Below are 22,005 nucleotides of genomic sequence, written 5' to 3'. Positions count from 1 at the left end.
TCAACCTCGGACGATCAGTGGGCTGGCTTGCAATAAATGACGCACCATTGCGCTCAAGCCAGGGGGGGATAGCAGGGTGATTTCAAATTCCGGGCCGCAGACCTTGAGGTTCAGCGGCAGGCGCGGCAGGTAGCCGTCCGAGTCGATGCGGTGCAGGCGGAACTGCAGGTGATGGCGTTCTTTCACCGTGGGTTCGAGCAACAACCCCTGCAAGGGGTGAAAGTCGGCGTCCAGCACGGTGACCTTGTGGTTGGCATTGATCTCGCCGACCACGTGCAGGCGCTCGTCGAGGGCGAAGGCCCCGAGGTAGTTGCTATGGTCCGACTCGTCGTTTTTTTGCAATTGCACCTGGTTCACCACCTTGACCTTGGTGCCCGCCGGCACGTCCTGGGTGATCACGCAGGAGGGGCTGATGAACACATCGTCGCCGATCAGCACATAACCCAGCACGCGCGCGCCGGAGCCGATCTCGACGTTGTTGCCCAGGCGCGGGTGGCGCTTGCCGTCCGGGTTGTTGGCAATGCCACGGGCACCGAGGGTCACGCCGCAGAGGATGTAGCAGTCGTTGCCGATCTCGCAGGTCTCGCCGATCACGGTGCCGTAGCCATGGTCGAGCACAAAGCGCCGGCCGATGCGCGCGGCCGGGTGGATCTCGGCGCCGGAGAGGATCTTGCCCTGGTTGCTGAGCTTGAGGGCAATGCGTGAAAACACGCCGTTGGTCTGGTCCGGGAAATTCCACACCAGGTGCGCCAGGCGATAGAACAGCACGGCCTTGAACGAGGCGTAGGACTCCAGGATCAGTTCGCCGCGCCCGCGCGACGCCGGGTCACGGTAGGCGTAGGCGATCAGGTCTTCGGCCACGGCCTGGGCGGCGTTCTGCACCAAGGGCGCCAGGTGCGGTTCCAGCTGCTTCATCTGCGTTGGCGTAAGGGTCTTGATGAGGTGGGTGAGCAACTCATCGTGCAGCTGTTGCATGTCAATAAAGCCCCCCATGGAGGCACCCCCACATTCTGGATGGTTGGGAAACCGTTTATTCGAAACTGGGCAGGTAGCTGTCGGCATTGTCGTAGACCATGGTCAGTACCACCGTTTCGGTGGGCAGTTCCGGGGCGAGCCTGGCGATGGCGACCATATTGGCCGCCGAGGACAGGCCCAGGCTGATGGCGTCCGTGCGCATGATGCGTTTCATCATGTCGATGCACTCCTGGCGCGACACCTTGAGCATGCCGTCCAGTACGTCGAGGTTGAGAATGCTCGGAATCAGGCCTATCGACAGGCCCTGGATATGGTGCGGCGCGTGCTGGTTTTTCAGCAGGTCGCATTCTTCCGGCTCCACGCCCATCACCCGCAGCTGCGGCCATGTGGCCTTGAGGGTTTCGCCGATGCCGGTGATATGGCCGCCGGTGCCGATGCCGCTGACGAAGTAGTCCACGCGCAGATCACCGAAGGCACGCAGGATCTCCGGCGCGGTGGTCTCGCGGTGGGTTTGCGGATTGGCACCATTGCGCTGCTGGTTGAGCATCACGTAGCTGGGGTTTTCCAGCTGCATTTCCAGGCACTTCTCGCCATGGGAGTTGTTGCCCAGGCGGCTGTCCGACAGCACCACCTTGGCCCCGTAGAGGCGCAGCAACTTCTGTTTTTCCGGGCTGTAGTTATCGGGGATCACCAGCACCACTTTGTAGCCCAGCACATTGCCGGCCATTACCAGGCCAATGCCGGTGTTGCCGCCACTGGGCTCGATGATGGTTTGCCCGGCGTTACGGATCAGCACGCCACGCCGTTCGGCGTCGAGGATCATGCCCAGAGCGATGCGCGCCTTGTGGCTGCCGCCGGGGTTGAGGGATTCGAGCTTGGCGTAGACCTCGATGCCGAGGTCTTCGGAAAACTGCGCCAGACGCACGATGGGCGTGTGGCCGATCACGTCGAGGATGGAGTCATGCAGCATCAGTCGATCCCCGGCTCAATACAACGGCATGTCGGGTTCGACGTCGCGCACCCAGTGTTTCATCCCGCCCTGCAAGACCTTGGTATTGGCGAAACCGGCCGCCAGCAGGGTCGTGGCAGCTTGTTCGGCGCGGGTGCCGGCGTAGCAGATCAGGTAGTGGGTATTGTCGCGGCTGAGGCTGTCGAGTTGCCTGTCCAGTTCGGCCAGGGGAATGTGCACCACGCCTGGTAGTTTGCACACTTCCAGTTCGCTGGCGTCACGCACGTCCAGCAGCACATCGGCGCTGTGGTGGTGTTCGAGCAGTTGCTTGAGGACGCGGGGCTTGATGTAGCGTTCTGCGGCCAGCGACGGCTGGCTTGGCACGGCGTCGGCGCAGACCGCTGGCGCCTGGGTCTGGCTGTGGCGCAGGTCCGAGCAGCACGGGCAGTCGGCGCGGCGCTTGAAGCGGATCTCGCTGAACTTCATCGCCAGCGCATCGAAGCGCATCAGGCGGCCGGACAGGGGTTCGCCGATGCCGATCAGCAATTTGATCGCTTCGGTGGCCTGGATCATCCCGACCACGCCGGGCAGCACACCGATGACCCCGCCGGCGCTGCAATTGGGCGCCAGTTCGGCGGGCGGAGCCTGGGGGAACAGGCAGCGGTAGCACGGCCCACCTTTATAGTTGAGCACGCTGATCTGCCCGTCGAAGCGGTAGATGGCGCCGTACACCAGGGGTTTGCCAAGCTGGACGCAGGCGTCGTTGACCAGGTATCGGGTGTCGAAATTGTCGGTGCCGTCTATCACCAGATCGTAGGCGCCCACCAGTTCCAGGGCGTTGTCGGCATTCAGGGCGGTGTCATGGGCATTGATCTGGATGTGGCGGTTGAGGTCTTGCAGGCGCTGCTTGGCGGACTCGACCTTGGGCAGGCCCAACGTGCTGTTGCCGTGGACGATCTGGCGTTGCAGGTTGCTGCTTTCCACCACGTCGAAATCCACCAGCCCCAGGGTGCCGATGCCGGCTGCCGCCAGGTACAGGCTGATGGGCGAGCCCAGGCCGCCGGTGCCGATGATCAGCACCTTGGCTTTCTTGAGGTTCAACTGGCCTTCGCGGCCAACGCCCGGCAGGGTGATGTGGCGCACATAGCGCTGCACCTCTTCATTGCTCAGCGTGTCGACATCGATGCCGCCAGAAGTGGCGAGCAGCACTTCGATCCTGGCCTTTTCCGGGAGGCGATCATCGGCGCCCACCAGTTCTTCCTCGGCGGTAAACAGGAAGTGCTCCTTGAGCTGGTTGTTCTGCTCGTGGAACAGGTGCGGGCGCAGTTGCGGGTGGTTGATGCAGAGGTTTTCAATGACTTCGCGCAATGTCGATCCGGTGCCTTCAAGGGGCGATTCCGGCAGCTTGGCTACGCGAACCAGAATGTCGGGGAAAGAGACAGCGTTCATGGACAACTCCGTGTGCAGGTCGTTGAAAGGGTTGAGGGCGAAATGCTTGCCATCCCAGGCAAACAGTTTTGAGCCCAGGGCGTGGCCCTGGCGAACGTCGACCACCAGATAACTCACAGGGAAGATCGGTTCGCCCATGAACAGCGCCTTGTCCTGGTCTTCGTCACTGAAGTAGGCGCCTACGTCGGGGTGGGAGTGATAGATCACCACCACTGGGTTATTGCCGCGAGACGCCTTGTTCATCAGTAGGGTGTCGGCCACCGAGAAGGTGTAGCCGTTGGCGGCGGTGCGCGGGTACATCTGGGGGTTCTTGCGGTGCAGCTCGTTCTGGATATTGCTGCCCAGGTGCACACTGCCGTCGGCGAAGACGAAGCCACAGCATTCCTCGGGATAGCTGGAGCTGGCGTGGGCGTAGATCTGTTCCAGGGCTTTTGGGCGGAGGACGTCCATGTTTCTCTCGCGTGGTTGATGTTGATGGGGCCGCAAGCTCAATTTTTCTTGGCCAGGAGTTTTTCAATCGGCAACTTGGTGATCGCAAAGCCGGCCAGCAGGATGGCCGAGTACAGCATCAGGTCGCGGGAAATCGCCATGCCTTCGTACCAGGCGCCGATGATCACCGCGAACACCGGAAAGATGATGAACACGAACGACAGGATGATCGGGCTCAAGCGCTTGAGCAGCATGAAGTACACGATGAACCCGCCGACCGAGGCCACCAGCCCCAGGTAGAACAATGCGCTCCAGGAGCGCAGGGTGATGGCCTCGAAGGTCGGCGTTTCAAACCACAGGCCCGCCACGAACAGCATCAGCCCGGCAATGCCGATGGGCAGGGTGTTGTAGGTGATCACGCTGATGGCGCTGCCTTTTTGCTTGGTAATGACGTAGCACAAGGCGTGCATGATCGCGGCGCTCAGAATGGCCAGTACCCCGAGAAACTCGGCGTGGTCCAGGTGCAGGCCCTGGCTCTTGATGATCATGTAGAGGCTGCCGAAACCGATGCCGATGCCGACCACCTGGGAGAAGTAGATGCGCTCACGCAGGAACAGCGCGGAGAAAATCAGGATGAACACCGGCATGCAACTGAACAGCAGGGCGGTAAGCCCGGACGAGACATGCATCTCGCCGTAGTTGAGCAGGTAATAAGGAACACTGAAGTAGGAAAGCGTCACGAACACGAAGAACCAGCGGCTTTCCCGGGGAAACAGGATCGGCTCACGGCGCACCATGGCAAAACACAGGAACAGCGGGAAGGCGATCAGGAAGCGCAGGCCGGCGGACGTCAGCGGCGGCACGCTCTCCACGGCGATCTTGATGCCCAGCCAGGTGGTGCCCCAGCTCAGGCACACGATCAGGAACATCACGCTGGTGACCAGGCCGGCCAGCCATTGTTTCTGGGATTTGGTTTTTTCAGTGTTTTCGAGAACGGCGGACATTGGCATCGTTTATTACTTCCATGAGCCGGAATTGAACTCTATATTGACTGTGTATTGAGTTGTTTCATCCGGTGATTGAACCCGTAAAAGCACACTATTAGGGCGAAAGATGGCTGTCAAAACAAATATTGACATGGTGTCAATTATGCGTGAGGGGTTGTCCAGCGGTCAGGGCGTGAAGTACAAGCGCCTGTCCGATGTCATGGAACGGGGCATCCTTGAAGGGCTGATTGAACCAGGACGAAAGCTACCGCCTCATCGGGTGCTTTCCGACAATCTGGGGGTGACCATCGGCACCATCAGCCGGGCCTACGGCGAGTTGGAACGCCTGGGGTTGGTGGTGGCGCGGGTGGGGGACGGAACTTTCGTGCGCAAGCGTGGGATGGAGCGCCAGCGCGATGAAGGCTTTCGCAACTTCAGCGAGGAGCCGCGCCAGTACTTCGACATGAGCCGCAACATGCATATCCCAGGGCAGGAAACGGCCTTCCTGGCCCAGAGCCTGCAAACCCTGGCGACCAACGCCAAGTTCCTCCAGGACATCAGTGCCTACACGCCCGACGCCGGGCTGCCGCGTTATCGCGAGGCGGGTGCGCAATGGCTGGTACAGCGCGATTTTCATCCGATTCCCGAGCAGGTCATCTGCGTCAACGGCGGCCAGCACGGTTTGCTCTGCGCCATGATGGCGTTGCTGCGCGCCGGCGATACGGTGGTCACCGAGCAACTGACCTATCCAGGGTTGATCACGGCGGCGCGCATGTTGGGCGTGCGCCTGATCGGCCTGGAGATGGATGAGGAAGGCGTGCTGCCGGGGGCGTTGGATGAAGTCTGTCGTAACCACCGGGTTTCGGCGTTGTATTGCACGCCGACCATTCAGAACCCGACCACTGCAGTACTTTCGATTCCGCGCCGCGAAGCCTTGGCCCGAGTCTGTCGGGAACACAATCTACTGATTCTTGAAGATGAAGCCCACGGCGTGCTGGTGGAGGATCGTCCACCGCCCCTCAGCTATTTCGCGCCTGAGCGTACGATTTTGATCAGCAGCTTGAGCAAGGCAGTGTCTGCCGGGTTGCGCGTGGGCTATGTGCATGCACCACCGGCCTTGGTCAGCCGCATCTCGGCGGCGCTGCGCTCGACCTGCTGGATGGCCACGCCGGTGACGCTGGAACTGGCGACACAGTGGATCGAAAACGGCACCGCCGAATACCTGCTGCGCCAGCAGATCAATGAGATCAGTCGCCGCAAAGCCTTGGTGCAAGGGTTGTTGGCCGGTCTTGAATACCGCACGCACCTCAACAGCCCGCACTTCTGGATTGAAGTCCCGGAGCCGTGGCGCGCGTCGGAAATCGAAGCCGAGCTCAAACAGAACAATTACCTGATCGCCACCGCCGAGGCGTTTGCCGTGGGGCAGACGGCGGTGCCGCAGTTTATTCGGGCGAGTATCTGCAATACGTCGGGGGATGATCAGTTGCTGTTGGCCGGGTTTGATGCGCTGGCGACCGCGCTGGGGCAGGGCGGCGGACGATTTCAATTGTAGCGAGCGGGCTTGCCCGCGCTGGGGGGCGAAGCCGCCCCAATAAGGCCGCCGCGGTGTTTCAGAAAGACCGAGGCCGCCTGGATTTGGGGCGGCTGCGCCCCCCAGCGCGGGGCAAGCCCGCTCACTACAGGCTTCGGGGTTACTTGAAACGGCGCTCTACGCCTTTTTCCACCAGAATCTTCGCTGAAATCTCTTCCACCGAGAAATGCGTGGAATTGATGTGCGCAATATTCTCGCGGCGGAACAGATTTTCCACTTCACGCACCTCGAATTCGCACTGCGCATAGCTGGAATAACGGCTATTGGGCTTGCGCTCGTTGCGGATCGAGGTAAGGCGGTCCGGGTCGATGGTCAGGCCGAACAGCTTGTGCCGGTGCGAACGCAAGGCCGCAGGCAGCGTCAGGTGTTCCATGTCGTCCTCGGTCAGCGGGTAGTTGGCCGCGCGGATACCGAATTGCATGGCCATGTACAGGCAGGTCGGGGTCTTGCCGCAGCGCGATACGCCCACCAGGATCAGGTCGGCCTTGTCGTAGTAGTGCGTGCGGGCGCCGTCGTCATTGTCGAGGGCGAAGTTCACCGCCTCGATACGCTCCATATAGTTGGAGTTATGGCCAATGGAATGGGACTTTCCTACGGAGTACGAGGAGTGTTCACTCAGCTCTTGTTCCAGGGGCGCCAGGAAGGTCGAGAAGATGTCGATCATGAAACCATTCGAGGTCGCAAGGATCTCACGGATGTCTTGATTGACGATCGTGTCGAAAATGATCGGCCGAAAGCCGTCTTTTTCAGCCGCCAGATTGATTTGTTGTACCATGGCCCGCGCTTTTTCCACGCTGTCGATATAAGGCCGCGTGAATTTGGCGAAGGTAATGTTTTCGAACTGCGCGAGCAGGCTTTGACCCAATGTTTCGGCTGTGATGCCGGTGCCGTCGGAGATAAAGAAAGCAGATCGTTTCATTTGAGCCCTGGGCCTTAAGCTGATGACGAATCTTGGATATGATAGGCGCGATTTTGCCGTCCCACAGTGGGCCGCATTCTCACTTATTTTCCAGGTCCAGGCCACAAACGCCGGCGAAAGCTCCTACTGAGCAGCCCGCGTCCTGAGCTTTTCCAACACAGTTAGTGGAGAGATCACCTTGGTAGAGTACGTAGTTTCCCTCGATAAGCTCGGCGTCCATGATGTAGAGCACGTAGGGGGCAAGAACGCATCCCTCGGCGAGATGATCAGTAATCTTGCAGGCGCTGGTGTATCGGTGCCCGGTGGTTTTGCCACCACGGCCCAGGCTTACCGCGATTTCCTCGAACTGAGCGGCCTCAATGCTCAGATCCACGCCGCGCTGGACGCACTGGACGTCGACGACGTCAACGCCCTGGCCAAGACCGGCAGCCAGATCCGCCAGTGGATCATGGAAGCCGAGTTCCCCGAGAAGCTCAACGCGGAAATCCGCACCGCCTTCGCCGCCCTGTCGGCGGGCAACCCGGACATGGCCGTCGCCGTGCGCTCCTCGGCCACTGCCGAAGACTTGCCGGACGCCTCCTTCGCCGGTCAGCAGGAAACCTTCCTGAACATCCGCGGCGTGGAAAACGTGATCCGCGCGGCCAAGGAAGTCTTCGCCTCGCTGTTCAACGACCGCGCCATTTCCTACCGCGTACACCAAGGTTTCGACCACAAGCTGGTGGCCCTGTCTGCCGGTGTGCAGCGCATGGTGCGTTCGGAAACCGGCACCGCCGGCGTAATGTTCACCCTGGACACCGAATCCGGCTTCCGTGATGTGGTGTTTATCACCGGCGCCTACGGCCTGGGCGAAACCGTCGTACAAGGCGCGGTAAACCCGGACGAATTCTACGTACACAAGGGCACCCTCGAAGCGGGTCGCCCGGCCATCCTGCGCCGTAACCTGGGCAGCAAGGCCATCAAGATGATCTACGGCGACGAGGCCAAGGCCGGTCGCTCGGTCAAGACCGTTGATGTCGACAAGGCCGAGCGCGCGCGTTTCTGCCTGACCGACGTTGAAGTCAGCGAATTGGCCAAACAAGCGATGATCATCGAAAAGCACTACAAGTGCCCGATGGACATCGAGTGGGCCAAAGACGGCGACGACGGCAAGCTGTACATCGTGCAGGCCCGTCCGGAAACCGTGAAGAGCCGCACTTCGGCCAACGTCATGGAACGCTACCTGCTGAAAGAAACCGGCACCGTGCTGGTGGAAGGCCGTGCCATCGGCCAGCGCATCGGCGCCGGCAAGGTGCGGATCATCAAGGACGTGTCCGAAATGGATAAAGTCCAGCCAGGTGACGTACTGGTCTCCGACATGACCGACCCGGATTGGGAACCGGTGATGAAGCGCGCCAGCGCGATCGTCACCAACCGTGGCGGGCGGACTTGCCACGCGGCGATCATCGCCCGTGAGCTGGGGATTCCTGCGGTGGTGGGTTGCGGTAACGCTACCCAGCTGTTGAAAGACGGCCAGGGCGTGACGGTTTCCTGCGCCGAAGGCGATACCGGTTTCATCTTTGAAGGTGAACTGGGCTTCGACATCAAGCAAAACTCCATCGATGCCATGCCAGACCTGCCGTTCAAGATCATGATGAACGTCGGCAACCCGGACCGTGCCTTCGATTTCGCGCAACTGCCGAACGCCGGTGTGGGCCTGGCCCGCCTGGAGTTCATCATCAACCGCATGATCGGCGTGCACCCCAAGGCCCTGTTGAACTACGACGGCCTGCCGCTGGACATCAAGGAAAGCGTCGACAAACGCATCGCCGGCTACAACGACCCGGTGGGCTTCTACGTCGAGAAATTGGTGGAAGGCATCAGCACCCTGGCGGCGGCGTTCTACCCGAAAAAGGTCATCGTGCGCCTGTCGGACTTCAAGTCCAACGAATACGCCAACCTGATCGGCGGCAAGCTCTACGAGCCGGAAGAAGAAAACCCGATGCTGGGTTTCCGTGGCGCCTCGCGTTACATCAGCGAAGCGTTCCGTGACTGCTTCGAGCTCGAATGCCGCGCCCTCAAGCGTGTGCGCAACGAGATGGGCCTGACCAACGTCGAGATCATGGTGCCGTTCGTGCGTACCCTGGGCGAAGCGAGCCAGGTTGTCGACCTGCTGGCTGAAAACGGCCTGTCCCGTGGCGATAACGGCCTGCGCGTGATCATGATGTGCGAACTGCCGTCCAACGCCATCCTGGCCGAAGAGTTCCTGGAGTACTTCGACGGCTTCTCCATCGGTTCCAACGACCTGACCCAGCTGACCCTGGGCCTGGACCGCGACTCCGGGATCATCGCGCACCTGTTCGACGAGCGAAATCCTGCGGTCAAGAAGCTGCTGTCCAACGCCATCCAGGCCTGTAACAAGGCTGGCAAGTACATCGGCATCTGCGGCCAAGGCCCTTCCGACCATCCGGATCTGGCCCGCTGGCTGATGGAGCAGGGCATCGAAAGCGTCTCGCTGAACCCCGATTCCGTGCTGGAAACCTGGTTCTTCCTGGCGGAAGGCCAAGCGTCCGCCTAAGGTCGATACGTCAAAAGTGCCGGTCACCTGTCGCGGGTGACCGGCATTCTTATCTGTACAGGGCGGCAATCCCCGCGGACGCCGCCCTTTTTTGTGCAAGAGCATTATGCAAAGCAGTAGCAACCTGTTTCCTGTCGCCCTGATCAGCGCTGAACGTCGTGGCGACCTGAGTGAAGATGTCTACCGACTCAAACCCGGTAACAGTCCCGACGGCACCGTCGAGCTCGCGGTTACCCGTTTGGGCCTGGCGGATGTCCCGCAAAACCGGGGCATTCCCGTTATTTTATTGCATGGCAGTTTTTCCAACCGACGCTTCTGGTATTCGCCCAAGGGGCTCGGCCTGGGGGCCTACCTGGCGCGCCAAGGGTTTGATGTATGGATCCCGGAAATGCGCGGTCATGGCTTGTCCAAGCGCAACCATGACTACACGCGCAACCGCGTCGCCGACTATGCGCGTTACGATTTGCCGGCCATTGGCGCGTTTGTACGTGAGCAAAGTGCGCAGGTTCCGCACTGGATCGGCCATTCCCTGGGCGCCACGACCTTGGCTGCGGCCCTGGGAGGCGAGTATCTGGGGGCACCGGCGGTGGCTTCTGCGGCATTGTTTGGCTGTCAGGTCAGTCGCACGCACTGGCCGTTGAAGCTGCCGCCGGTGGAGTGGACGGGGCGCGTGCTGTTGAAACGCATCGGCGGGATTTCCGGCTCACGCTACAAGCGCGGCCCAGAGGATGAGCCGGCGGGCGTGCTGATCGAAGCCATGCGCTGGAATGGCCTGTTTGGCCGTTTTGGCGAGGGTAAGAATGATTGGTGGAAAGGTTTGGCCGAGGTCGATGTGCCGCTGTTGGCGGTGAGCGCCGCCGGCGATCATCAAGACCCGGACTGGGCCTGCCGCAAGCTGTTCGAACAGGTGGGTTCTGAGCATCGCCAGTACCTGTGCCTGGGACGCCAGCAGGGTTTCAGCGGGGATTTCGGGCACGTAGAGATGCTGGTCAGCAAAGCGGCGCAGGCTGAAGTGTGGCCGTTGATGACGCAATGGCTGAAGGATCCGCTCACACCTTTGCCCGGTGCCTCGGTCGAGCCTGCGACTAAGGTTTGATGGAGCGCTCAGCCACGGGCGTTTCGCTCCTTTGCGGTTGCGGCTAAGATATGACGCGCTGAACGCTTCTGGTCATATTCAGTCGCGCAGTGGCTATTGCGTTGCGGCGAAGCGAGTGGGATGTTCTGCGCCTGTTTCGACCGGTACTTCCTTGAAAGACACTTCTTTGGCAGAAAGGAATTTTTTCGATGAACCATTACGTGACCCCCGACCTGTGCGATGCCTACCCGGACCTGGTGCAGGTCGTCGAGCCGATGTTCAGCAACTTCGGTGGCCGAGATTCCTTTGGCGGTGAGATCGTCACCATCAAGTGCTTCGAGGACAACTCGCTGGTCAAGGAACAAGCCGACCAGCCGGGCGCTGGCAAGGTGTTGGTGGTTGACGGTGGTGGTTCCCTGCGCCGCGCCTTGCTGGGCGACATGATCGCCGAGAAAGCCGCGAAAAACGGTTGGGAAGGCCTGGTGATCTACGGTTGCATCCGTGATGTCGATGTCATCGCGCAGACCGACCTGGGGGTGCAGGCCCTGGCCAGCCATCCGATGAAGACCGACAAGCGCGGGATCGGCGACCTGAACGTGGTGGTGACGTTTGCCGGGGTGACGTTCCGTCCGGGTGAGTACATCTACGCCGACAACAATGGCGTGATTGTCTCGCCAAGCCCGCTGAAAATGCCTGAATAAACTGCAATAGCCGACAGGGGTGAGGATGTTCGAGGAAGAAAACGCGCAATGGGGGCTGGTGCATGCCCTGGTGCTGGACGGTAAAGGCGGTGCGCGTTCGATTGCCCGGACTGAGCTTGACGATTTGCAACTGCAGCCCCAGGAAAGCCTGTGGCTGCACTGGGATCGCAGCCATCCCCAAACGCAGACCTGGCTGCGCAAATCCAGTGGCCTGAGTGAATTCGCCTGCGACCTGCTGCTGGAGGAAAACACCCGCCCGCGCCTGTTGCCACTGCCGGATGCGCAGCTGTTGCTGTTCCTGCGCGGGGTCAACCTGAACCCCGGCGCCGAGCCGGAGGACATGGTCTCGGTACGTATCTTTGCTGCGGCCAACCGGGTGATTTCCCTGCGCCTGCGACCGTTGCGTGCCACCGATGAGCTGTTGGTGCAGTTGGCGGATGGCAAAGGTCCTAAAACGGCGTCAGAACTTATCCTTTATATGGCGCAGTACCTGACCAATAAAGTGCAGGATCTGGTCACCGACCTGTCTGAAATCGTCGATACCGAGGAAGAAAAACTCGATACCGACGAACGGTATACCCCGGAACATGGCAGCGTTTTGCAGATCCGTCGGCGAGCGGCCGGGCTCAAGCGATTCCTCGCCCCGCAGCGCGACATTTTTGCCCAGCTGACGCGGATCAAATTGCCGTGGTTCTGTGACGACGATGCCGATTACTGGAACGAATTGAACAACAGTCTGACGCGTTACCTGGAAGAGCTCGAATTGGCTCGGGAGCGCGTGGGGCTTGTGCTGGAGGCCGAAGACCGGCGTTTGAGCGTGCGCATGAACCGCACCATGTATCGCTTCGGTATCATCACCGGGATCTTCCTGCCGATGAGTTTTCTCACCGGTTTGCTGGGTATCAATGTGGGCGGGATTCCGTTCTCCGCCAGCCCCTACGGATTCGTGATTGCCTGCCTGATGATGGTGGCGGTTGCGCTGGGACAATGGTGGCTATTTCGACGATTGCGCTGGGTTTGAGCTGAATATGAGCTGAACGTAGGAAGGGTCCTATGTGACCCCAAGAATTTTACCCTCGTCTTTTAAAACACTTGCGAGAGGTCTTTATGCACGATCCGTTCGAACAGTCTTTGCGTGACATGCTCAATGCTTCGCCATCCAACCGGGATGACGATGCCTGCCTGGGTCGCGTGCTGAAAACCGCCAACCGTCAGGTAGGGGCGGGTGATTTGTTCGGTCTGCTCGGTCGTTGGCTGCCGGCGTTGATGATGGCCCTGAACAATGGTTCGGCCCACGTATCGCCGGTTTCCCGTCGTAGATCTCTTGCTCGCACTGCTGATAAGGCTGATTGAATATGGAACTTGATCTCTGGACCCAGAGCCTGGTCACCGCGATGACCGCGTTGTGGACCAAGGTGGCGAACTTCATTCCCAACCTGTTTGGTGCTCTGGTACTGGTGTTGCTGGGCTTTGTCGTGGCCAAGCTGCTCGACACCCTGCTGTCCAAATTGCTCGCCAAACTGGGCCTTGATCGCCTGATGGCCGGCACCGGCCTGACCAAGTTGCTGGGCCGTGCCGGGCTGCAAGTGCCGATCTCCACGCTGATCGGCAAGATCGTCTACTGGTTCGTATTGCTGATTTTTCTGGTTTCTGCGGCTCAATCCCTTGGACTTGAGCGAGTTTCAGCTACGCTCGACATGCTGGCGCTGTATTTGCCGAAGGTTTTCGGCGGCGCGTTGGTGCTGCTGGTAGGCGTTCTGCTGGCGCAATTGGCCAATGGCCTGGTGCGCGGCGCCGCGGAAGGCGTGGGGCTGGACTATGCCGCAGGCCTCGGGCGAATTGCCCAGGGGCTGGTGATCATCATCAGTATTTCGGTCGCGATCAGCCAGTTGGAGGTCAAGACTGACCTGCTCAACCACGTGATTGTGATCGTTTTGATTACCGTTGGTCTGGCCGTTGCACTGGCCATGGGCCTCGGAAGCCGGGAAATTGCCGGCCAGATTCTTGCGGGAATCTATGTGCGTGAGCTGTATCAGGTGGGGCAACAGGTGCGTGTGGGCGAGGTCGAAGGGCAAATCGAGGAGATCGGTACTGTCAAGACGACAGTGCTGACCGACGACGGCGACCTCGTGTCGTTGTCCAATCGGATTCTCCTGGAGCAGCAGGTCAGTAGCCGCTAATCCGGCAAACCCTGCTAATGTACGCCGCCGCAAACCCGGGTGACCGGGCTGTAGCGGACATTGACCTGACTGTCGGCACGACTTGTTTTGAATAAAGCCCAAACGCTGTCCACGCGCTATGACCCCCGTGAGCTCTCTGATGAGGAGTTGGTCGCGCGCTCGCACACGGAGCTGTTTCACGTAACTCGCGCGTACGAAGAATTGATGCGCAGATATCAACGCACTCTGTTCAACGTTTGTTCAAGGTATTTAGGGAACGATAGAGATGCGGATGATGTCTGTCAGGAAGTGATGCTCAAGGTGCTGTACGGCTTGAAGAACTTCGAGGGGAAATCGAAGTTCAAGACATGGCTCTATAGCATCACGTACAACGAGTGCATCACGCAGTATCGCAAGGAACGACGAAAGCGTCGCTTGATGGACGCGTTGAGTCTGGACCCCCTTGAGGAAGCGTCTGAAGAGAAGACGCCGGCACCCGAGGAGAAGGGCGGACTCGATCGTTGGTTGGTGTATGTGAACCCGATTGACCGGGAAATTCTGGTGCTACGATTTGTCGCAGAGCTCGAGTTTCAGGAAATCGCTGACATCATGCACATGGGTTTGAGTGCTACAAAAATGCGTTACAAACGTGCTCTAGATAAATTACGTGAGAAATTTGCGGGCGAGACTGAAACTTAGTGCGTGGCAAATATCTCTTACGTGTAGGCAAGTTCTGTTAGACTTGTCGCCGAGTTGTCCCCCGGTTTGTGGGACTGCTTTACAATCACCAGATGGGGATTTAACGGATGAAACTGAAAAACACCTTGGGCTTGGCCATTGGTACTCTTATTGCCGCTTCTTCTTTCGGCGCACTGGCACAAGGCCAAGGCGCAGTTGAAGGCGAGCTGTTCTACAAGAAGCAATTCAACGATAGCGTTAAGCACATCGAAGACGGCTTCAACCCAGGCGCTCGCATTGGTTACTTCCTGACCGACGACCTGTCGTTGAACCTGTCCTACGACAAAACCAACCACACCCGTTCGAACGACGGTACTGGTAACCAGAAAATCAAAGGCGATACCGGCAGCCTGGTTGCCCAGTATCACTTCGGTCAAGCTGGCGTAGACAGCCTGCGTCCATACGTAGAAGGTGGTTTCGGTCACCAGAGCCGTGGCAACGTCAAAGCTGACGGCCACAGCGGTCGCGATCAGTCGACCCTGGCTATCGTTGGTACTGGCGTGAAGTACTACTTCACCGACAACCTGTACGCTCGTGCTGGTGTTGAAGCTGACTACGCTATGGACAACGGCAAGTGGGATTACTCCGCACTGGTTGGCCTGGGTGTGAACTTCGGCGGCAACGCTGGCGCAGTAGCTCCGGCTCCTACCCCAGCACCAGCTCCAGAGCCAACTCCAGAGCCAGAAGCTCCAGTTGCTCAGGTTGTTCGTGTTGAGCTGGACGTTAAGTTCGACTTCGACAAGGCCGTTGTTAAGCCTAACAGCTACGGCGACGTGAAAAACCTGGCTGACTTCATGAAGCAGTACCCAGCTACCCACGTAGAAGTGGCTGGTCACACTGACTCCGTAGGTCCAGACGCTTACAACCAGAAGCTGTCCCAGCGTCGTGCTGACGCTGTTAAGCAAGTCCTGGTTAAAGACGGCGTTGCTGCCAACCGCGTAACTTCCGTAGGTTACGGCGAATCCCGCCCAGTTGCTGACAACGCAACTGAAGCTGGTCGTGCTGTTAACCGTCGTGTAGAAGCGTCGGTTGAAGCCCAAGCTCAGTAATTACTGAGTGGTAGAAAAAAGCCCGGCTCAGGCCGGGCTTTTTTTCGCCTGCAATTTGCCTCAGGCGCTGGCCGCTGCCGCTACATAAGCGGCTTGCCCATTGGCCGCGACCTTGCCAATCACCAGGATGGCCGGGCTCTTCAAGGCAAACGCCTGGGCGTCCTCATGCATCCGCGACAGCGCACTGCGGCATTCGCGCTGGTGAGGCAACGAAGCGTTTTCGATCATCGCCACCGGCATATCCGCCGCCATGCCGCCCTCCAGCAGTTGCTGGCGAATCTCCTCCAGCTTCGCCACCCCCATGTACACCACCAACGTCGTCCCGCTTTCGGCCAATGCACGCCAATTCAGGCTGCTGTCGTCCTGGGTATGCGCCGTGACCAGGGTTACACCACGGCTGACACCGCGCAACGTCAGGGGGATCGCGCAATTCGTCGCCCCCGCCAGGCCCGCGGTAATTCCGTTGACCAACTCCACCTCGATCCCGCGCTCATGCAGCCACATGGCTTCTTCGCCGCCCCGCCCGAAAATGCACGGATCGCCGCCCTTGAGCCGTACCACGCACTTACCCTGGCGCGCATAACGCAGCATCAGGCGGTGGATGAAATCCTGCGGCGTCGAGCGACAACCACCGCGCTTTCCTACCGTGATCACCCGCGCACTCGCGCAGTGTTCCAGCACCGCGGGATTGACCAAGTCATCAATCAGTACCACATCGGCCTCATGCAGGGCCCTTACCGCCTTGAGGGTCAGCAGTTCCGGATCACCGGGGCCTGCGCCCACCAGCCAGACTTTTGCGCTCATGTCGTTGCCCTCACACACTGATTGCGATTGGCTGCAGGTTGCTCGCCAATAAACGTTTGATTTCCGGGACACAGGAGCCGCATTGCGTGCCGCAACCCAACTCCCGCTTCAACCCATCCAGATCCAGGCCCCGGCCAATGGCGCTGCACACAGCGTTCTCGCTGACGTTTTTGCAGTTGCACAGGATCTTGCTGCTGGCCGCCGCACCCCCCGGCGGGGCGCTGAGGGGCGCCAACAACCAGCGGCGCAGTTGATCGTCTGTACGCCCCTCCAGCCACAGGCTTTGCAGCCAGTGCCGCGCCAAGGTTTCCCCGGCGAGGCGCAGCGCCGTGATACGGCCTTTTTCGATTTTCACCCGCTTGCCAATCGAGCGGCGCGGGTCGTCATAGGCCATCACCGGCCCGTCATTCAGGCCCAGCAATTGGTCGATACGCGTCAGCAGTTGCAGGTCGGGCGCCTCGCTGTGTGCGGCCCGCACCAGCAGGGCAGGGCGCTCGCGCCCGGCCAGGCTCAGGCTCACGTAGGCAAAGCCCTCGCACAGCGGGCGCAAGGCTTCAAAGTGTTGCTGCACATCGCCCTCGATCAGGGCGAACAGCTGCCAAGGCAGGTGCACGGTCTCCAGGCGCACCCCGCTGTGCTTGAGTTCCGGCTGTTTCGACAACGGATCGAATGCCGGCTGGGTGAGTGCGTTCACGCCGCCCTTGAGAAACCGATCCCCCCAATGCATCGGCAGGAACGCCTGGCCCGGGCGCACACTGTCGTCCGCGCTGACGGCCACGATCACTTGCCCGCGACGGCTTTTCAGGTTGACCAGATCACCGTCTTTCACGCGATGACGGCGCATTTCGTCCGGATGCAGGCTCAGCAATGCCTCGCTGACGTGCCCGAACAACTGCGCGGCAGTGCCGGTGCGGCTCATGCCGTGCCACTGGTCGCGCAGGCGGCCGGTGATCAGGGTCAGGGGGAAGCGTGCATCGCGCTGTTCCTTGGCTGCGCGATACGGGTCGGCGACAAACTGCGCGCGCCCGCTGGCGGTGGGGAAGAGGCCATCGCTATACAGGCGTGGCGTGCCGGCCTGTGCCCCTTTCGGAAACGGCCATTGTTGTGGCCCGATCTTGTCGAGCAGGGCGTGGCTGATGCCTGACAGGTCGAGGTCACGCTCCTGGGTCAGCAGTTTGTATTCGTCAAAAACCTGCGCAGGCTGCTCGAACGCAAACAGACTGTCGCGCCCTGGACGCAAGCGACGTTCCAGACGCTGTGCGAAATCTACGGTAATTGCCCAATCCGGCCGCGCTTCTCCCGGTGGGGCGATAGCTCGGCGAACGTGGGAAATGCGCCGTTCGGAGTTGGTCACCGTGCCTTCCTTCTCCCCCCAACTGGCGGCGGGCAACAACAGGTCGGCAAAGGCTGCGGTTTCCGTCGTCCGAAACGCCTCCTGCAACACCACAAAGGGACAAGCCGCCAACGCCGCGCGCACGCTGTTCTGGTCCGGCAGCGATTGCGCCGGGTTGGTGCAGGCGATCCACACCGCCTTGATCTTGCCGGCCTGCATCTGCTCGAACAGTTCGACAGCGGTCAGCCCGGTAGCCGCCGGCAACGACTCAACCCCCCAATACGCCGCAACCTGTGCGCGATGCTCTGGGTTCGCTGCCTCACGGTGCCCCGGCAGCAAATTCGACAAACTGCCGGTTTCGCGCCCGCCCATGGCATTCGGCTGACCGGTCAGGGAAAACGGCCCACAGCCTGGTCGGCCGATGGTGCCGGTGGCCAGGTGCAGATTGATCAGCGCGCTGTTTTTTGCGCTGCCGGCGGTGGACTGATTAAGCCCCATGCACCACAGCGACAGGAAACTGCTGGAGGTGCCCACCCACTCGGCACACAAGCGCAGTTGCTCGACGCTGATCCCGCACAACTGTGTGACCATCTGCGGCGTGTAGTCGTGCACCAAGCGCTTGAGCTCGGCCAAGCCCTCGGTATGCGCCTGGATAAACGCGCGGTCGATCCAGTCTTCCCACAGCAGCAAATGCAAGATCCCATGGAACAACGCCACATCGGTGCCCGGCAGAATCGCCAGGTGCAGGTCAGCCAAGTCGCAAGTGTCCGTACGGCGTGGATCGATCACCAGCACTTTCATTTGGGGGCGGCGTGCCTTGGCCTCTTCAAGACGTCGGAACAATACCGGGTGGGCGTAGGCCATATTGCTGCCAACGATCATCACGCAGTCGCTGTTTTCCAGGTCCTCATAACTGCAAGGCGGCGCATCGGCACCCAGGCTGCGCTTGTAGCCGACCACCGCCGAGGACATGCACAGCCGCGAGTTGCTATCGATGTTGTTGGTACCCACCAGGGCGCGGGCGAGTTTGTTGAAACTGTAGTAGTCCTCGGTCAGCAGTTGCCCGGAGATGTAGAAGGCCACGCTGTCCGGCCCGTGTTCGGCGAGGGTGTCGGCGAACACGTTGGCGGCGTGTTCCAGCGCGGTATCCCAGTCGGTGCGCGAGCGCGCCAGGTCTTTGCCCAGGCGCAGCTCCGGGTACAAGGCGCGGGCGGATATGTCGCCGGTCAGGTGCAGGCTGGAGCCCTTGCTGCACAATTTGCCAAAGTTGGCCGGGTGGCTCGGGTCGCCCGTCACCCCCAGGATTTGCGCGCCGTCATGTTCGATCAACACGCCGCACCCCACCCCGCAATAGCAGCAGGTGGACGCGGTGGTCTGGCGGTTCATCACACGGTGTCCCGCAGGGCCAGCAGCACCCGGCCGTTTTCCACACGGGCCGGGTGATGGTGGGCGCAACCGACGTCTGGTGCCTGGGCTTCGCCGGACGCCAGGTCGATCTGCCAGTTGTGCAGCGGGCAGGCCACGCGCTTGCCGTAGATCAAGCCTTGGGACAACGGGCCGCCCTTGTGTGGGCAGCGGTCGTCAAGGGCGAAGACTTCATCATCACTGGTACGAAAAATCGCGATGTCGCCCTTGGGGCCTTGGATGATGCGCGAGCCCAGCACGTTGATTTCGTCGAGGGCGCAGATATTCAGCCAGTTCATGCCGGCACCTCCAGTTGTTGGACGGGGATCACATCAAATTCTTTTTTCAGCAGCGGCTGTTCCAGGCGCTCTTTCCACGGATCTTGTTCGAACGACAGCGAGAACTGCAGGCGCTCGTTGAGGGCTTGGCGGCGGGCGGGGTCTTCGAGTACGGCTTTCTTGATGTGCTCCATGCCGACCCGTTGCAGGTAGTGCACGGTGCGCTCAAGGTAGAAGGCTTCTTCGCGGTACAGCTGTAGGAAGGCGCCGTTGTACTCACGCACTTCTTCAGCGGTTTTCAGCTTGACGAAGAACTCCGCCACCTCGGTCTTGATCCCACCGTTGCCGCCGATGTACATCTCCCAGCCGGAATCGACGCCGATGATTCCCACGTCCTTGATGCCGGCTTCCGAGCAATTGCGTGGGCAGCCGGACACTGCCAGCTTGACCTTGTGCGGCGACCACATATTGAACAGGTCGTGCTCAAGCTCGATGCCCAGTTGCGTGGAGTTTTGCGTGCCGAAGCGGCAGAACTCGCTGCCCACGCAGGTTTTTACAGTGCGGATGGACTTGCCGTAGGCATGGCCGGATGGCATGTCGAGGTCTTTCCACACCCCCGGCAGGTCCTGCTTCTTGATACCGAGCAGGTCGATGCGCTGACCGCCGGTGACCTTGACCATTGGCACGTTGTATTTGTCGGCCACATCGGCGATGCGGCGCAGTTCCCCAGGATTGGTCACACCGCCCCACATCCGGGGGACTACGGAGTAGGTGCCGTCTTTCTGAATGTTGGCGTGGGCGCGTTCGTTGATCAGGCGCGATTGCGGATCATCCTTGGCCTCGCCGGGCCAGGTGGAAATCAGGTAGTAGTTCAGCGCCGGGCGGCAGGTGGCGCAGCCGTTGGGTGTGCGCCAGTTGAGGTAGCTCATGGTGCCGGCGATGGTCAGCAAGTGCTGGTCGCGGATGGCCTGGCGGATTTGCCCGTGGTTGAGGTCGCTGCAACCGCAGATGGCTTTCTCGCTTTTCGGTTTGACATCGGCCGCACCGCCCACGGTGTTGATCAGGATCTGCTCGACCAAGCCGACGCAGGAACCGCAAGAACTGGCGGCCTTGGTGTGTTTTTTCACCTCATCGACACTGAACAAGCCCTGTTCCTGGATCGCCTTGACGATGGTGCCCTTGCACACGCCGTTGCAGCCGCAGACCTCGGCGTTGTCGGCCATGCTCATGGCCTTGTCCTGGCCTTGATGGCCTACGTCACCCAAGGCGTTTTCGCCGAACATAAGGTGGTCGCGGATCTCGCCGATGGCGTGGTTCTCACGGATCTGGCGGAAATACCAACCACCGTCGGCGGTGTCGCCGTACAGGCAGGCGCCGACCAGGATGTCGTCCTTGATCACCAGCTTCTTGTACACGCCGCCAATCGGGTCGGAGAGGGTGATGGTCTCGGTGCCTTCGCCGCCCATGAAGTCCCCGGCCGAAAACAGGTCGATACCGGTCACTTTCAACTTGGTCGAAGTCACCGAGCCTTTGTAGGTGGCAAAACCCAGTTGGGCCAAATGGTTGGCGCAGACTTTGGCCTGTTCGAACAAGGGCGCCACCAGGCCGTAGGCGATCCCGCGATGGCTGGCGCATTCGCCGATCGCGTAGATGCGTGGGTCGTAGGTTTGCAGGGTGTCGTTGACCAGAATCCCACGGTTGCACGGGATACCGGATTTTTCCGCGAGTTCGGTGTTGGGGCGAATGCCGGCGGCCATCACCACCAAATCCGCGGGGATTATGTCGCCGTTCTTGAACTGCACCGAGCCGACGCGACCATTGCCGGCATCATGCAGCGCCTGGGTCTGTTCACACAGGCGAAACACCAGGCCTCGGCTTTCCAGTTCGGTTTGCAGCAGTTGGCCGCTGGTCTTGTCCAGTTGTCGCTCCAGCAGCCACTCGCCGATATGCACCACGGTCACGTGCATACCGCGCAGCATCAGGCCGTTGGCGGCTTCCAGGCCGAGCAGGCCGCCGCCGATGACCACCGCGTGCTTATGAGTCTTGGCGGTGTCGATCATGGCCTGGGTGTCGGCGATGTCGCGGTAGCCGATCACGCCCTGCAAGGTATTGCCGGGGATCGGCAGGATAAACGGGGTAGAGCCGGTGGCGATCAGCAGGCGATCGTATTCGGCTTCGCTGCCGTCTTCGGCGATGACGATGCGTTTGACGCGGTCGATCTGCACCACTTTGCGGTTCAGCAGCAACTTGATGTTGTTGTCCAGATACCAGCTGAGGTCGTTGAGCACGATCTCTTCAAAGGTCTGTTCACCGGCCAGCACCGGCGACAGCAGGATGCGGTTGTAGTTGGTGTGCGGCTCGGCGCCGAACACGGTGATGTCGTACAGGTCGCTGCTCAGCTTGAGCAATTCTTCAAGGGTGCGAACCCCGGCCATGCCGTTGCCGATCATCACTAATTTGAGTTTTTTCATGTCGTTCTCCGCAATGGCTCGACAAATCACGCGCAAACAAAAAAAGGCGTCCCCGCTAGTTACCTAGCGAGGACGCCTTTGTCCTGGTCCCGTTCTCTCGGGAAGCGCGACCCTTCGTCGTTGAAGGGGCGGCTATATGTC

The 22,005-nt window shown here is 60.4% G+C and carries 18 protein-coding genes; 9 read left to right on the top strand and 9 right to left on the bottom strand.

The genetic code is table 11. The features are described from left to right. The 4 genes from AC3ISR_RS20765 to AC3ISR_RS20750 are packed head-to-tail and all read right to left on the bottom strand — an operon-like array spanning nucleotide 1 to nucleotide 4,755. Nucleotides 1-993, bottom strand: coding sequence for a serine O-acetyltransferase (locus tag AC3ISR_RS20765; protein ID WP_192297171.1), 993 nt, complete (start codon nucleotides 991-993; stop codon nucleotides 1-3). Between the two features lie 37 nt (nucleotides 994-1,030). Next, nucleotides 1,031-1,945, bottom strand: a complete 915-nt coding sequence (locus AC3ISR_RS20760) for a PLP-dependent cysteine synthase family protein (protein ID WP_192297170.1) — start codon at nucleotides 1,943-1,945, stop codon at nucleotides 1,031-1,033. 15 nt (nucleotides 1,946-1,960) lie between these two features. Beyond that, complete coding sequence (gene moeB, locus AC3ISR_RS20755; protein ID WP_463984199.1) at nucleotides 1,961-3,823, bottom strand: molybdopterin-synthase adenylyltransferase MoeB; 1,863 nt, start codon at nucleotides 3,821-3,823, stop codon at nucleotides 1,961-1,963. Between the two features lie 38 nt (nucleotides 3,824-3,861). Continuing rightward, nucleotides 3,862-4,755: a DMT family transporter gene (locus AC3ISR_RS20750; protein ID WP_192297241.1), complete on the bottom strand. Its 894-nt coding sequence runs from the start codon at nucleotides 4,753-4,755 to the stop codon at nucleotides 3,862-3,864. Nucleotides 4,756-4,915: 160 nt separating this feature from the next. Here AC3ISR_RS20750 and AC3ISR_RS20745 point away from each other — a divergent pair, with 160 nt between their 5' ends. Next, nucleotides 4,916-6,340: an aminotransferase-like domain-containing protein gene (locus tag AC3ISR_RS20745; RefSeq protein WP_192297168.1), complete on the top strand. Its 1,425-nt coding sequence runs from the start codon at nucleotides 4,916-4,918 to the stop codon at nucleotides 6,338-6,340. A 139-nt stretch (nucleotides 6,341-6,479) separates the two neighbouring features. Here the strand turns inward: AC3ISR_RS20745 and ppsR are convergent, their stop codons facing one another. Further along, complete coding sequence (gene ppsR / locus AC3ISR_RS20740; RefSeq protein ID WP_192297167.1) at nucleotides 6,480-7,298, bottom strand: posphoenolpyruvate synthetase regulatory kinase/phosphorylase PpsR; 819 nt, start codon at nucleotides 7,296-7,298, stop codon at nucleotides 6,480-6,482. A gap of 178 nt (nucleotides 7,299-7,476) precedes the next feature. Here ppsR and ppsA point away from each other — a divergent pair, with 178 nt between their 5' ends. The 8 genes from ppsA to AC3ISR_RS20700 all read left to right on the top strand — a co-directional run bounded on the left by ppsA (nucleotide 7,477) and on the right by AC3ISR_RS20700 (nucleotide 15,574). Next, entirely contained in the window at nucleotides 7,477-9,852 is a 2,376-nt protein-coding gene (gene ppsA / locus AC3ISR_RS20735; protein WP_463984200.1) for a phosphoenolpyruvate synthase, read from the top strand. 106 nt (nucleotides 9,853-9,958) lie between these two features. Further along, a complete protein-coding gene (locus AC3ISR_RS20730; protein ID WP_192297165.1) occupies nucleotides 9,959-10,948 on the top strand; it encodes an alpha/beta fold hydrolase in 990 nt (329 codons plus the stop codon). Between the two features lie 188 nt (nucleotides 10,949-11,136). Further along, entirely contained in the window at nucleotides 11,137-11,628 is a 492-nt protein-coding gene (gene rraA / locus AC3ISR_RS20725) for a ribonuclease E activity regulator RraA (protein ID WP_032887592.1), read from the top strand. A gap of 25 nt (nucleotides 11,629-11,653) precedes the next feature. Beyond that, on the top strand, nucleotides 11,654-12,649 hold the full coding sequence (locus tag AC3ISR_RS20720) for a zinc transporter ZntB (protein WP_192297164.1): 996 nt from the start codon (nucleotides 11,654-11,656) through the stop codon (nucleotides 12,647-12,649). A gap of 86 nt (nucleotides 12,650-12,735) precedes the next feature. After that, complete coding sequence (locus AC3ISR_RS20715) at nucleotides 12,736-12,981, top strand: CrfX protein (RefSeq protein ID WP_192297163.1); 246 nt, start codon at nucleotides 12,736-12,738, stop codon at nucleotides 12,979-12,981. Nucleotides 12,982-12,983: 2 nt separating this feature from the next. Next, a complete protein-coding gene (locus tag AC3ISR_RS20710) occupies nucleotides 12,984-13,808 on the top strand; it encodes a mechanosensitive ion channel family protein (RefSeq protein ID WP_003175519.1) in 825 nt (274 codons plus the stop codon). A gap of 87 nt (nucleotides 13,809-13,895) precedes the next feature. After that, the gene (gene sigX / locus AC3ISR_RS20705) at nucleotides 13,896-14,486 is read left to right on the top strand and encodes an RNA polymerase sigma factor SigX (RefSeq protein WP_122485727.1); all 591 of its coding nucleotides are present in this window, start codon (nucleotides 13,896-13,898) and stop codon (nucleotides 14,484-14,486) included. A 107-nt stretch (nucleotides 14,487-14,593) separates the two neighbouring features. Further along, entirely contained in the window at nucleotides 14,594-15,574 is a 981-nt protein-coding gene (locus AC3ISR_RS20700) for an OmpA family protein (protein ID WP_192297162.1), read from the top strand. 60 nt (nucleotides 15,575-15,634) lie between these two features. Here the strand turns inward: AC3ISR_RS20700 and cobA are convergent, their stop codons facing one another. The 4 genes from cobA to nirB are packed head-to-tail and all read right to left on the bottom strand — an operon-like array spanning nucleotide 15,635 to nucleotide 21,864. After that, a complete protein-coding gene (cobA, locus tag AC3ISR_RS20695) occupies nucleotides 15,635-16,378 on the bottom strand; it encodes a uroporphyrinogen-III C-methyltransferase (protein WP_489324416.1) in 744 nt (247 codons plus the stop codon). A gap of 10 nt (nucleotides 16,379-16,388) precedes the next feature. Continuing rightward, entirely contained in the window at nucleotides 16,389-19,097 is a 2,709-nt protein-coding gene (locus AC3ISR_RS20690; protein WP_463984202.1) for a nitrate reductase, read from the bottom strand. Further along, on the bottom strand, nucleotides 19,097-19,414 hold the full coding sequence (gene nirD, locus AC3ISR_RS20685; RefSeq protein WP_463984203.1) for a nitrite reductase small subunit NirD: 318 nt from the start codon (nucleotides 19,412-19,414) through the stop codon (nucleotides 19,097-19,099). Before nirD ends, AC3ISR_RS20690 begins: the two co-directional genes overlap by 1 nt. Next, entirely contained in the window at nucleotides 19,411-21,864 is a 2,454-nt protein-coding gene (gene nirB, locus AC3ISR_RS20680; RefSeq protein ID WP_192297158.1) for a nitrite reductase large subunit NirB, read from the bottom strand. Before nirB ends, nirD begins: the two co-directional genes overlap by 4 nt. Between the last annotated feature and the right edge of the window lie 141 nt (nucleotides 21,865-22,005).

The sequence above is a fragment of the Pseudomonas sp. GL_117 genome, assembly GCF_057835125.1.
This window is presented reverse-complemented; position numbering and strand designations above follow the sequence as displayed.

Bases quoted from the DNA above. Each gene is read 5' to 3' on its own strand.
- AC3ISR_RS20765 (WP_192297171.1), bottom strand. From the start codon at position 993: ATGGGGGGCTTTATTGACATGCAACAGCTGCACGATGAGTTGCTCACC.
- AC3ISR_RS20760 (WP_192297170.1), bottom strand. From the start codon at position 1,945: ATGCTGCATGACTCCATCCTCGACGTGATCGGCCACACGCCCATCGTG.
- moeB (WP_463984199.1), bottom strand. From the start codon at position 3,823: ATGGACGTCCTCCGCCCAAAAGCCCTGGAACAGATCTACGCCCACGCC.
- AC3ISR_RS20745 (WP_192297168.1), top strand. From the start codon at position 4,916: ATGGCTGTCAAAACAAATATTGACATGGTGTCAATTATGCGTGAGGGG.
- ppsR (WP_192297167.1), bottom strand. From the start codon at position 7,298: ATGAAACGATCTGCTTTCTTTATCTCCGACGGCACCGGCATCACAGCC.
- AC3ISR_RS20730 (WP_192297165.1), top strand. From the start codon at position 9,959: ATGCAAAGCAGTAGCAACCTGTTTCCTGTCGCCCTGATCAGCGCTGAA.
- rraA (WP_032887592.1), top strand. From the start codon at position 11,137: ATGAACCATTACGTGACCCCCGACCTGTGCGATGCCTACCCGGACCTG.
- AC3ISR_RS20720 (WP_192297164.1), top strand. From the start codon at position 11,654: ATGTTCGAGGAAGAAAACGCGCAATGGGGGCTGGTGCATGCCCTGGTG.
- AC3ISR_RS20715 (WP_192297163.1), top strand. From the start codon at position 12,736: ATGCACGATCCGTTCGAACAGTCTTTGCGTGACATGCTCAATGCTTCG.
- AC3ISR_RS20710 (WP_003175519.1), top strand. From the start codon at position 12,984: ATGGAACTTGATCTCTGGACCCAGAGCCTGGTCACCGCGATGACCGCG.
- AC3ISR_RS20700 (WP_192297162.1), top strand. From the start codon at position 14,594: ATGAAACTGAAAAACACCTTGGGCTTGGCCATTGGTACTCTTATTGCC.
- cobA (WP_489324416.1), bottom strand. From the start codon at position 16,378: ATGAGCGCAAAAGTCTGGCTGGTGGGCGCAGGCCCCGGTGATCCGGAA.
- AC3ISR_RS20690 (WP_463984202.1), bottom strand. From the start codon at position 19,097: ATGAACCGCCAGACCACCGCGTCCACCTGCTGCTATTGCGGGGTGGGG.
- nirD (WP_463984203.1), bottom strand. From the start codon at position 19,414: ATGAACTGGCTGAATATCTGCGCCCTCGACGAAATCAACGTGCTGGGC.
- nirB (WP_192297158.1), bottom strand. From the start codon at position 21,864: ATGAAAAAACTCAAATTAGTGATGATCGGCAACGGCATGGCCGGGGTT.